This is a genomic window from Rhodococcus sp. Q (assembly GCF_005503035.1).
GTDB lineage: Bacteria > Actinomycetota > Actinomycetes > Mycobacteriales > Mycobacteriaceae > Rhodococcus_G.
Genome location: NZ_SCOY01000005.1, coordinates 190,196 through 202,598, shown reverse-complemented (window position 1 = coordinate 202,598; position 12,403 = coordinate 190,196). Strand labels below are relative to the sequence as shown.

General features: G+C 69.0%; 8 protein-coding genes. All 8 read right to left on the bottom strand.

Going from position 1 to position 12,403, the window contains the following annotated elements:
* Positions 1 to 11: 11 nt before the first annotated feature.
* A complete protein-coding gene (locus FFS72_RS07960; RefSeq protein ID WP_171018599.1) occupies positions 12 to 926 on the bottom strand; it encodes an acyl-CoA thioesterase II in 915 nt (304 codons plus the stop codon).
* Complete coding sequence (gene pyk, locus FFS72_RS07955) at positions 923 to 2,344, bottom strand: pyruvate kinase (protein ID WP_137873425.1); 1,422 nt, start codon at positions 2,342 to 2,344, stop codon at positions 923 to 925. Before pyk ends, FFS72_RS07960 begins: the two co-directional genes overlap by 4 nt.
* Positions 2,345 to 2,458: 114 nt before the next feature.
* Positions 2,459 to 3,964, bottom strand: a complete 1,506-nt coding sequence (locus FFS72_RS07950; RefSeq protein ID WP_137873424.1) for a glutamate synthase subunit beta — start codon at positions 3,962 to 3,964, stop codon at positions 2,459 to 2,461.
* Positions 3,957 to 8,534, bottom strand: coding sequence for a glutamate synthase large subunit (gltB, locus tag FFS72_RS07945; RefSeq protein ID WP_137873423.1), 4,578 nt, complete (start codon positions 8,532 to 8,534; stop codon positions 3,957 to 3,959). Before gltB ends, FFS72_RS07950 begins: the two co-directional genes overlap by 8 nt.
* Positions 8,535 to 8,708: 174 nt before the next feature.
* Positions 8,709 to 9,185 carry a TM2 domain-containing protein gene (locus FFS72_RS27100; RefSeq protein WP_137873422.1) on the bottom strand — a complete coding sequence of 159 codons (477 nt, stop codon included), beginning with the start codon at positions 9,183 to 9,185 and terminating at the stop codon, positions 8,709 to 8,711.
* Positions 9,182 to 10,204, bottom strand: a complete 1,023-nt coding sequence (gene lgt, locus FFS72_RS07935) for a prolipoprotein diacylglyceryl transferase (RefSeq protein WP_137873421.1) — start codon at positions 10,202 to 10,204, stop codon at positions 9,182 to 9,184. The genes FFS72_RS27100 and lgt overlap by 4 nt, the downstream gene beginning before the upstream one ends.
* Positions 10,201 to 11,004: a tryptophan synthase subunit alpha gene (gene trpA, locus FFS72_RS07930; RefSeq protein ID WP_137873420.1), complete on the bottom strand. Its 804-nt coding sequence runs from the start codon at positions 11,002 to 11,004 to the stop codon at positions 10,201 to 10,203. The genes lgt and trpA overlap by 4 nt, the downstream gene beginning before the upstream one ends.
* Positions 11,001 to 12,260: a tryptophan synthase subunit beta gene (trpB, locus tag FFS72_RS07925; RefSeq protein ID WP_137873514.1), complete on the bottom strand. Its 1,260-nt coding sequence runs from the start codon at positions 12,258 to 12,260 to the stop codon at positions 11,001 to 11,003. Before trpB ends, trpA begins: the two co-directional genes overlap by 4 nt.
* Positions 12,261 to 12,403 lie beyond the last annotated feature (143 nt).

Genomic DNA, 12,403 nt, shown 5'->3' with positions numbered 1-12,403 from the left:
CGGCGCGCCGTTCAGCCTCGCTTGGGGAAGTGCCGGATCATGCCTTCCTGTACCACCGTCGCGAGCAGCTCACCCGAGTGGGAGAAGAATCGGCCCGTCGCGAGTCCGCGGGATCCCGAGGCCACCGGCGATTCCGTCGCATACAGCGCCCACTCGTCGAAACGCAGCGGGCGGTGGAACCAGATCGAGTGGTTGACCGTCGCCGCGACGATGCGGTCCAGGCCCCAGGACAGTCCGTGGGTGGTGATGATCGAATCCAGGACGGTGGTGTCCGAACCGTATGCCAGGGCGGCGGCGTGCAACCGGCCGTCGTCCGGGAGCGGCCCGTCGGTGCGCATCCAGACCCGGTTGTGCCCGAGCGTCTCGCCGGTGCCCTTGAGAATCCATGCCGGGTCGTTGGCATAGCGCATGTCGATCGGGCGCAGCGCCCCGACGAAGTGCGGCAGCGTGTCCTCGAAGCCGACCAGCCGCTCCCCGATGGTCGGGAGCGTCTCCGGTGCGGGCACGTCGGGCCGCGGCACGGCATGCTCGAGTCCGCGACCGTGCTCCTGGAACGCGACCAGCGCGACGGACAGCTCGCGTCCGTCCTGGATCGCCGTCACCTGCCGGTTGGCCAGTGCGCGGCCGTCACGGAAGCGCTCCACCCGGTACTCGATCGGCTCCTTGGGGTCGCCGCCGCGAATGAAGTGCACGTTGACGACGTGCAGCGGACGGTCACCGTCGACGGTGTAGCCGGCCGCGATCATCGATTGCGCGACCAGCTGCCCACCGAAGGTGCGGCTGCCGAGCTGCCTGCCCGTCGGGTGCCTGCCGAGGAACGAATCCTCGCCGATCTGCTCGAGTTCGAGCAGACCCAGCAGGGTCTCCAGGTCCTCGCCACGCTCCTGCTCCTGCGGGCTCACCAGCTCGACCGCCGCATCACTCACCTATGGTCCTCTTCCCCGATCCGATGGACGTGAATCAGATTGGTGGAGCCTACGGTGCCGGGCGGCGATCCGGCGACGATAACGACGAGATCGCCCTTGTTGTACCGACCGAGCGAGAGCAGTGCGGTGTCGACCTGCCCGATCATGATGTCGGTCGTCGAGACCGGCGGCACGAGGAACGTCTCGGTGCCCCAGGTCAGGGACAGCTGACTACGCACCTCGGGCAGCGGCGTGAACGCCAACAGCGGCAGCGGAGTGTGCAGTCGCGCGAGCCTGCGAACCGTGTCGCCGGACTGCGTGAACGCCACCAGAGCCTTCGCGTCGAGCCGCTCGCCGATCTCGCGGGCCGCGTACGAGATGACGCCGCGCTTGGTTCGGGGCACGTGGGTCAGCGGGGGCACCCGCGTCGACTCCGTCTCGACGGCCTCCACGATGCGGGCCATGGTCTCGACCGTCTCGATCGGGAACTTTCCGACCGACGTCTCACCGGACAGCATCACCGCGTCGGCACCGTCGAGCACGGCGTTCGCGACGTCCGAGGCCTCGGCGCGAGTGGGACGGGAGTTCTCGATCATCGAGTCGAGCATCTGCGTCGCGACGATGACGGGCTTGGCGTTCTCACGGGCGATCTGGATGGCGCGCTTCTGCACCAGCGGCACCTGCTCGAGCGGCAGCTCGACACCGAGGTCGCCACGGGCGACCATCACCGCGTCGAACGCCAGCACCACGGCCTCGAGGTTCTCGATCGCCTCCGGCTTCTCCAGCTTCGCTATGACCGGCACCCGCCGGCCGACGCGGTCCATCACGGCGTGCACGAGTTCGACGTCGGCGGGCGAGCGGACGAAGGAGAGCGCGATGAAGTCGACACCGAGCCCGAGCGCGAACTCGAGGTCGGCGATGTCCTTCTCGGACAGCGCCGGAACCGAGACGTTCATACCGGGCAGGGAAACGCCCTTGTTGTTGCTGACCGGACCGCCCTCGGTGACGATGCAGACCACGTCGTTGCCCTCGACGCGCGAGACCGTGAGTCCGACCTTGCCGTCGTCGACGAGGAGGCGGTCGCCCGCCTTCGCGTCCGCAGCGAGTTCCTTGTAGGTGGTCGAGACCCTGTCGTGAGTGCCGTCGACCTCGTCGACGGTGATCCGGACCTCCTCGCCGTTCTCCCACACCGTGGACCCGGTCGCGAACCGGCCGAGCCGGATCTTCGGGCCCTGCAGGTCGGCGAGGATGCCGACCGACTTGCCGCTCGCGTCGGAGGCATCTCGCACGAGCCGATAGTTGTGTTCGTGGTCGGCGTGCTCACCGTGGCTGAAGTTGAGCCGAGCGACATCCATGCCGCTCTCGACGAGCTCGCGAATTCGTTCCCCGGTCGCAACAGCAGGGCCCAGGGTGCACACAATCTTTGTCCGTCGAGTCACCTGTGCGAGCCTAGTCTGTGAACCGATTCAGTTCTATTCCCGCCCCATGAACACAATGAACTCGTGTAAAGCGTTCACCGCCGTGTCACCGCCGCGTTCACGAGATCAGCCCCGTCACAGGACCTCGAGGGGCAGCGCCGTCGGATGCACCGGCGACGGGAGATCCGAGTCGCCGGTGAGGAATCCGTCGACCGCGTGTGCCACCGACCTGCCCTCCGCGATCGCCCACACCACGAGCGACGCGCCGCGGTGCGCATCACCGCACACGAACACCCCCGGCGCCGACGTCTGCCAGTCCGGACCACACGACAGAACGCCCCTCCCGGACAGCGGCAGCTCGAGTCCGTCCAGCAGCGCGCTGTGCTCGACACCCTCGAAGCCGATCGCGAGAAGCGCCAGATCGCAGGGCAATTCGACCTCCTCGCCGACCGGCGCGATGTGCCTGCGACCCTGCTCGTCGCGACTCACCCGCACCTCCGCGAGCGACATGGCCCGCACGCGACCCCGCTCGTCACCCAGAAAACGTTGCACCGCAACCTCGTAACGCCGCACGCCACCCTCCGCGTGGGCGGGCGAGGTACGCAGGACCATCGGCCACGACGGCCACGGCGACCGCTCGTCGTCGCGTACGACCGGGGCCTCCGCGTGGTAGTCCAACTGGGTCACGGAGAGGGCGCCCTGCCGATGGGCTGTGCCGAGGCAGTCGGCGCCGGTGTCACCGCCGCCGATGATCACCACGTGTTTGCCGCGTGCGGTGACGGGGCTCGGGCCGTCGCCCTCGCATTCCCGGTTCGCCAGCACGAGGTGTTCCATCGCCAGGTGGATCCCCTCCAGTTCGCGACCCCGGACCTCGGTGTTGTCCCGGGCACGCAGCGCGCCGACGGCGAGGACGACCGCCCCGAACTCCTCACGCAACCGTGGAACGGTCACGTCGACCCCGACCTCGCAGTCCGTGACGAAACGGGTTCCCTCGCCGCGCATCTGGTCGATCCTGCGGTCGATCACCGCCTTGTCGAGCTTGAAGGCCGGGATGCCGTACCGGAGCAGTCCCCCGAGCCGGTCGTCGCGCTCGAAGACGGTGACGTCGTGTCCGGCCCGCGTCAACTGCTGCGCGGCCGCCAGCCCGCCCGGCCCGGAGCCGACCACCGCGACCCGGTGGCCGGTCGACACGATCGCCGGCCGCGGCGTCACGGCCCCCGTCTCGAAGGCCACATCGGCGACGGCCTGCTCGATCCGTTTGATCGTGACGCTGCCGCCGGTGTCGTTCTCGGCGATCGACAGCACGCACGCCGCTTCGCAGGGGGCGGGACAGATCCGGCCGGTGACCTCCGGAAAGTTGTTGGTGGCGTGCAACCGGTCGGCGGCGGCGTCCCACCGGCCGCGTCGAACGAGGTCGTTCCACTCGGGAATCAGGTTGCCGAGCGGGCAGCCCGCCGACCCCGAGTGGCAGAACGGGATTCCGCAGTCCATGCACCGGGTGGCCTGCTGCGCCACATCGGCGGCCCGCGTCTCGGCGGACTGCTCGGCGCCGACCTCGGCCCAGTCACGCACCCGCTCGGAAACGGGCCGTTTCGGTGCCTCTCGCTTGTTCACGGTGAGGAATCCGTGCGGATCAGCCACGAGCGGCCTCCATGATCGCGGTGTCCACGTCGCGTCCCTCTGCCCGCGCGAGGCGGCCCGCTTCGAGCACCCGCCGGTAGTCGACCGGCAGCACCTTCGTGAACAGGGCCGCCCGCCGAGGCCAGTCGGCCAGCATCGACGCCGCCACCGGCGAGTCCGTGTACTCCCGGTGTCGCGCCACGACGACGCGGAGCCATTCCAGGTCGTCCGGGTCGGGCGATTCGAGGGTGACCATCGCCGTGTTGACCCGGGTCGGATCCAGGTTCAGTACGTAGGCGATTCCGCCCGACATACCCGCTGCGAGGTTGCGGCCCGTCGGCCCGAGGACGACGACCCTGCCGCCGGTCATGTACTCGCAGGCGTGGTCGCCGACCCCCTCGACGACCGCGGTCGCCCCCGAGTTGCGGACGGAGAAGCGCTCCCCCACCTGCCCGCGCGCGAACAGTTCACCCGAGGTCGCACCGTACAGCAACGTGTTGCCCGCGATCACCTGCTCCTGCGCGTCGAACGGAGCATCCGCGGCGGGCCGCAGGACGATCCGTCCACCCGAAAGACCCTTCCCGACATAGTCGTTCGCATCACCTGTCAGAGCGAGGGTGACACCGGGCGGCAGGAATGCCCCGAGCGACTGACCCGCCGATCCCGTCAGTTCCACCACGATGGTGTCGGCGGGCAGACCGTCGGCCCCGTACCTGCGGGTGACCTCCGCCCCGAGCAGGGTGCCGACGGTGCGGTTGACGTTGCGGACCGGAAGTCGCAGCCGGACGGGGCGGGCATCCTCGAGCGCACCGTCGGCGAGCTGGATCAAACTGCGGTCCAACGCTTCTGCCAGTCCGTGATCCTGTTCGCGGATCCGGCGCCGCTGCGGCACCGACTGCCCACCGTCGCCTGCGGGGACCGCGAAGATCGGCGACAGGTCCAGGCCGCGACTCTTCCAATGCGCCACCCCCTCCGCGGTCTCCAGCAGATCGGCGCGACCGATCGCCTCGTCGAGACTGCGCAGTCCGAGCCGCGACAGGTGTTCACGCACCTCCTCGGCGACGAACCGGAAGAACTCCTCGACGAACTCCGGCTTGCCGGTGTACCGCGCGCGCAGCACCGGGTTCTGGGTGGCGACGCCGACCGGGCAGGTGTCGAGGTGGCAGACGCGCATCATGATGCACCCGGCGACGATCAGCGGTGCCGTCGAGAATCCGTACTCCTCACCGCCCAGGAGGGCCGCGACCATGACGTCCCGACCGGTGCGCAACCCGCCGTCGCACTGGACCGTGATCCGGTCGCGGAGACCGTTGAGCACCAGCGTCTGCTGCGCGTCGGCGAGGCCGATCTCCCACGGGGCGCCGGCGTGCTTGAGCGAGGTCAGGGGCGAGGCGCCGGTACCACCGTCGTTCCCGGAGATCAGCACGACGTCGGCGTGGGCCTTCGAGACACCGGCGGCCACGGTACCGACGCCGACGGAGCTGACCAGTTTGACGTGGATGCGGGCACGGTCGTTGGCGTTCTTGAGGTCGTGGATCAGCTGCGCCAGGTCCTCGATGGAGTAGATGTCGTGGTGCGGCGGCGGGGAGATCAACCCGACGCCGGGCGTCGAGTGCCGTGTCGACGCCACCCACGGGTACACCTTGAACGGCGGCAACTGGCCGCCCTCGCCCGGCTTGGCGCCCTGCGCCATCTTGATCTGGATGTCGGTCCCGTTGACGAGATAGTCGCTGGTGACGCCGAAGCGGCCGCTGGCGACCTGTTTGACCGCGCTGCGCCGGAGCGGATCACGCAGCCGGTCGGGAGTCTCGCCTCCCTCGCCCGTGTTGGATCGTCCCCCGAGGCGGTTCATCGCGATCGCCATCGTCTCGTGGGCCTCGGCGGAGATCGACCCGTAACTCATTGCGCCGGTGTTGAACCGGGCGACGATCGCGTCGACGGGTTCGACCTCGTCGAGTGGGACCGCCGTCGCCGGGTCCTCTCGGAAACGAAACAGCCCGCGCAACGCCCCACCCTGCTCGGCGAGCGTGTTGACCGTGTCGCTGTAGCGGGCGAACACCTCGCGTCGGCCGGTTCGGGTGGCATGCTGGAGCAGGAACACGGTTTCGGGGGTGAACAGGTGCAGTTCGCCGTCGCGGCGGAACTGGTACTCGCCGCCCACGTCGAGGCGCTGAAATGCGCGATCACTCGGATTCGCGGGGTGGGCGAGACGGTGCCGCCTGCGGACCTCCTCGGCGAGCACGTCGATCCCGACGCCTCCGAGCGTCGAGACGGTGCCGGCGAAGTACTCGTCCACCAGATCGCGATCCAGTCCGATCGCTTCGAAAACCTGTGCGGCGGTGTAGGACCCGACGGTCGAGATCCCCATCTTGGACATCACCTTCAACACGCCCTTGCCGAGGGCGGTCAGATAGTTCCGTACGGCCACCTGCGATTCGAGGCCCCTCAGTTCACCCTCGCGGACCAGGTCCTCGATGGTCTCCATCGCCAGATACGGGTTGACGGCCGCCGCTCCGAATCCGATGAGCATCGCCACATGGTGGACCTCCCGGGCATCCCCCGACTCCACGACGAGCGCGACCCGCGTGCGTTCCTTCGTCCGGATCAGGTGGTGGTGCACCGCCGAGACGGCCAGTAGCGACGGGATCGGCGCATGCGACCGGTCGGCGTCCCGATCCGAGATGACGAGCGTGCGGTACCCGGCGGCGATGGCGGCACTCGCGCGCGAACGCAGGTCCTCGATCGCCTCGCGCATCCCGTCGGCGCCGCGGTCCACCTCGTAGAGCGCGCGCAGTACCGTCGCCGCGAGCCCCGGATGCTCGCCCTCGTCGTCGATGTGGACGATCCTGTTCAGGGCCCGGTTGTCGAGCACCGGCCACGGCAACACGATCTGCCTGCACGAGGCCGCCGTCGGCCGCAGAAGGTTCTGCTCCGGACCCATCACCCGGGACAGCGAGGTGACGACCTCCTCCCGGATCGCGTCCAACGGCGGATTGGTGACCTGCGCGAACAGCTCGACGAAGTAGTCGTAGAGCAGGCGCGGCCGCTGCGACAGGACCGCGATCGGAGTGTCGGTGCCCATCGACCCGATCGGCTCACCGGCCGCCGCCGCCATCGGCGTCAGCAGAAGCCGCAGTTCCTCCTCCGTGTACCCGAACACGATCTGCCTGCGGACCACCGACTCGTGCGGGTGCACCGCGGCAGGTCGGTCCGGCAGTTCGTCGAGCGAGAGTAGACCCGCGTACAACCATTCCGCGTACGGCTCCGCGGCCGCGAGTTCCCCCTTGACCTCACTGTCGGGCACGATCCGACCCGCGGCGGTGTCGACGAGGAACATCTGCCCCGGCTCCAGTCGTCCCTTCGCCAGCACCCGCGACGGATCGATGTCGAGGACACCGGACTCGCTGGCGAGGACGACGCGGCCGTCCTCGGTGAGCCACCACCGGCCGGGGCGCAGCCCGTTACGGTCGAGAACGGCGCCGACCCGGACACCGTCGGTGAACGTCACGCACGCCGGGCCGTCCCACGGTTCCATCAGGGAGGCGTGGTAGCGGTAGAAGTCGCGGCGGTCCGCGGGCATCGCCCGGTTGTTCTCCCACGCCTCCGGGATCATCATCATCACCGCGTGTTCGACGCTGCGCCCGCCGAGATGCAGCAGTTCGAGCACCTCGTCGAACGACGCGGAATCCGACGCGTCCGGCGTGCAGATCGGGTAGAGCCGAGTCAGATCACCGGGGATGAGGTCGGACGCCAGCATCGCTTCACGGGCCCGCATCCGGTTCCGATTTCCGCGGACGGTGTTGATCTCGCCGTTGTGTGCGACGTACCGGAACGGATGTGCCAGCGGCCACGACGGAAAAGTGTTGGTCGAGAAACGACTGTGCACGATCGCGATCGCGCTGCGGCACCGCTCGTCCCGCAGGTCGGGGAAGAACACCGGCAGCTGCGTCGTGGTGAGCATGCCCTTGTAGACCATCGTCCGGGACGACAGCGACGAGAAGTAGACGCCCAGCGCCGGGTCGTCGGGGATCTGCTCGGCACGTTTGCGCAGGGGGTAGACGAGCCGGTCGAGGTCCACACCGGACGGTCGGCGGCCGCCCGGGCCGACGGGTGCCGCGACGAACAACTGGCTCATGTACGGCATACACCCGCGGGCACTGATGCCGATGTCGGCGCCGTCCGGATCGACGGGCACCTCCCGCCATCCGAGGATCTCGAGGTGCTCCTCGGCTGCGATCGCCTCGATTCGAGCGACCGCTGCGGCCCGCGGCGCGGATTCCTGCGGCAGGAAACAGATCCCGGCGGCGAACGCGGCTTCGCCGGAATCGTTCACGTCGGGGAGGTCGAACCCGGCAACCGCGGTCAACAGGTCGACCGGCAACTGCACCAGGATCCCGGCGCCGTCACCGCTGTTCGGTTCCGCTCCGGCTGCCCCACGGTGTTCGAGGTTCGCCAGCGCCAACAGACCGTCGGCGACGATGCCGTGATCCGCCCTGCCGTGAATGTCCGCCACCATCGCGACCCCGCAGGAGTCGGATTCGCGCGCCGGGTCGTACAGGCCCTGCGGTGCGGGCAGTTGGGAGAACAGCACCTGGACACCTCCACGGGAGGCCGCCGTCACGGCACTGGCCGTGAGGCAGGCGGCGTCCGGGTGTGGCGCGCAGAGGATGGTCGACCGAGCGTCACACTCGGGTGCGCACAGTGTAGACGCGAGGTGAGGGCGCGGTCGAGATGCCGTTCTCCGACGGGATCGGCCGGGGGCCGATCAGCTCCGCAGTTTCAGACCCCGCGAGTCCCGGGTGTTGCCTGCCAGCATGATGATCCCGTCGATCAGCGGCCAGATCGCGCCGATCCCGCAGGTCAACCAGGTGGCGGCGATCTGACCGATGGCGATACCGGTGTGGCCGGTGTAGAAGCGACCGGCACCGAACCCGCCAAGGAATATCTGCAGCAGCCCCGCCGCGATCTTGGTCTTGTCCGACAGCGGCTCCCCCGTCAACGGATCACGACCGTACGGGGCGGTCGGATCGACGCCCGGGTATCCGTATCCGGGGACGGCGGAGACCTGCGGGTGCGGAGCGTAGCTGGGCCCGGTGCCCGGCGCACCGTAGACCGGCCCCGGCGGGGGGTACGCGGACGTCGTCTGCTGATCGTCGGGCCCCTGCGCCGCGAACGCGGCCATCGGGTCGAAACCCTGCCCGTTCTCGATCCGCTTCTGCCAGTCGTCGTTCGGTGCGGTCATGACTTCTCGTTCCCCCCTGTGGTGCTGTTCTCATCGTCGTCGGCGGCGACACCCCCGGTGTCGTCGGCGTCGTCTGCCTGGGCACCGTCCACGCCATCCGTGTCGGCGCCGTCGGCCGGCTCGGGATGCTCCGCGAGATAGCGCTCCCGGGCCGCCCCGATACGCAGCTCGGCAGGCGTCTCCCGACCCTTGGTGGCCAGCACGAAGTATGCCATCGCACAGGCGAACACGATCGCCGAGGTGAACGAGTTGATACGGATGCCCGCGATGTGGGTCGCGTAGTCGTCGCGCATGAGCTCGACGAAGAACCGGCCGAGGCTGTATCCGGCGGCGTACAGCGCGAACAGGCGTCCGTGCCCGATCCGGAACCTGCGATCGACGACGACCAGCAGGATCACGATCAGCACGTTCCAGACCAACTCGTACAGGAACGTCGGGTGCACGATCCTTTCGACGACCCCGTTGGAGGTACCGGTGAGCGGATCGAGACGCCCCGCGTCGTTCACGCGCTCGTAGATCTCGAGGCCCCACGGCATCGTGGTCTCGCGCCCGTACAGCTCCTGGTTGAACCAGTTGCCGAGCCGACCGATGGCCTGCGCCAACAGGATTCCCGGGGCGATGGCGTCACCGAGTGCGGCAACGGACACACCGCGCTGACGGCACCCGATCCAGGCGCCGACCGCGCCCAGTGCGACGGCACCCCAGATTCCGAGCCCGCCCTGCCAGATCTTCAGTGCGTCACCGGGATTGCCGCCCTCACCGAAGTACGTGCTCCAGTCGGTGAGGACGTGATAGAGGCGGCCGCCGATCAGACCGAACGGCACCGCCCAGATGGCGACGTCGAGGACCGTGCCCTTCTCGCCGCCGCGCGCGACCCAGCGACGGTCACCCCACACCACCGCGACGAGGATGCCGACGATGATGCAGAACGCGTAGGCGCGCAGCGGAAACGGACCGACTTGCCACACGCCCTGCGGTGGGCTCGGAATATAGGCGAGGATGTCGACAGTTGACGTCACGACGCCACGGTAGCCGAACGGACACCCTCGGCGAGTTCGACCGTGAGGGCCCGCAACGCGTCCATCCCCTGCCCGGCCGCGGCGACCAGTGCGGATCCCACGATGACTGCATCGGCGTAGGCCCCGATCTCGGCGGCCTGGGCACCCGAGCGGACGCCGATACCGACACCGACCGGGATGTCCGAGTGCTCACGCACCCGGGCCACCAGCTCCGGCGCCAGGTTCGACACGGCGTCGCGGGCGCCCGTGACACCCATCGTCGACGTCGCGTAGACGAATCCCCGGCAGGAGTCGAGGGTCATCGCGAGCCGCTCGTTCGTCGAGCTCGGCGCGACGAGGAAGATCCGGTCCAGTCCGTACTTGTCGGAGGCCGCGATCCAGTCGGCGGCCTCGTCCGGGATCAGGTCCGGGGTGATGATGCCGAGTCCGCCTGCGGCGGCGAGGTCGCGGGCGAACTCGTCCACGCCGTACTTGAGTACGAGGTTCCAGTACGTCATGACGACCGCCTTGCCACCGGCCTTCGTGATCGCCTCGACGGCCGTGAACACGTCGCGCACACGGAATCCGGCGCGCAGCGCCTCGTCGGCGGCCGCCTGGATCGTCGGGCCGTCCATCACCGGATCGCTGTAGGGGACGCCGACCTCGATCAGGTCGCAGCCCGCGTCGACGAGCGTCTCGAACGCCTCGATCGACTTCGGTACCGTCGGATAGCCGGTGGGCAGATACCCCACGAGAGCCGGCCTGTTCTCGGCCCGGCACTGCGCGAAGATCTCCCCCAGTCGCGACTGCTGCGCGCTCACTTGTCTTCCCCCTCGGTTGCGGTGTCGGTGTCGGAATCGGTCGGCATGAGCCCGAACCACGTGGCGGCGGTGTCGACGTCCTTGTCACCGCGACCGGAAAGGTTGACGAGCACGATCGCACCCTCACCCAGCTCCCGGCCGAGCTTCAGTGCACCCGCGACGGCGTGCGCGGACTCGATCGCCGGGATGATGCCTTCGGTGCGGCACAGCAGCGCGAACGCATCCATCGCCTCGGTGTCCGTGACCGGGCGGTACTCGGCCCGTCCGATGTCGTTGAGGAACGAGTGCTCCGGCCCCACGCCGGGGTAGTCGAGGCCGGCCGAGATCGAATGCGACTCGATGGTCTGACCGTCGTCGTCCTGCAACAGGTAGGAGTACGCGCCGTGCAGCGCGCCCGGCGATCCGCCCGCGATCGTCGACGCATGACGTCCGGTCTCCACACCGTCACCGCCTGCCTCGAATCCGACCAGCTTCACGGCCGGGTCGTCGATGAAGGCGTGGAAGATGCCGATCGCGTTGGAGCCGCCACCGACGCACGCGGCGACGGCGTCCGGCAGCCTGCCGGTCAGCGCGCGGACCTGTGCGCGGGCCTCGAGGCCGATGATGCGCTGGAAGTCGCGGACCATCGTCGGGAACGGATGCGGGCCCGCCGCGGTGCCGAAGCAGTAGTACGTGTTGTCCGCGTTGGTGACCCAGTCGCGCAGCGCCTCGTTGATCGCGTCCTTGAGTGTCGCCGATCCGGTGACCGCGGGGATGACCTCGCCGCCGAGCAGGCGCATCCGTGCGACGTTGAGCGCCTGCCGCTTGGTGTCCACCTCACCCATGTAGACGACACACTCGAGTCCGAGGAGTGCGCACGCCGTCGCGGTCGCGACGCCGTGCTGACCGGCGCCGGTCTCCGCGATCACGCGGGTCTTGCCCATCCGCTTGGCGAGCAGCACCTGCCCGAGCACATTGTTGATCTTGTGCGACCCGGTGTGGTTGAGGTCTTCGCGCTTGAGGAGCAGGCGCGCACCGCCCGCGTGCTCGGACAGCCGGGCCGCCTCGTAGACCGGGGACGGCCGGCCGGTGTAGTCACGCTGCAGGCGGTCCAGTTCGTTCAGGAACGCCGGATCGACGCGGGCCTTGTCGTACTCGGCGGTGACCTCCTCGATCACCGCCATCAACGCCTCGGGGACGTAGCGGCCACCGTAGGCGCCGAAGTGGCCACCCGCATCGGGTTCGTGGGCGCTTCGCGCGGTGACGCCGTCGCTCATGCGGGGCAGGCCCTGGTTCGTGCTGGGGAAACCCTTGGCGGAAAGTACGGGATCGTCTGCAGTCACCTGTTCAGTCTGCCCTAGTCTGCAGACCCGAAATCCCGCCGGGTCGCAGACCCGAAATCCCGCCGGGTCCGGCCAGT

What these genes read in the sequence shown, in the direction of transcription:
- FFS72_RS27100 (WP_137873422.1), bottom strand. Translation starts at nt 9,185, where the DNA reads ATGACCGCACCGAACGACGACTGGCAGAAGCGGATCGAGAACGGGCAG.
- trpB (WP_137873514.1), bottom strand. Translation starts at nt 12,260, where the DNA reads ATGAGCGACGGCGTCACCGCGCGAAGCGCCCACGAACCCGATGCGGGT.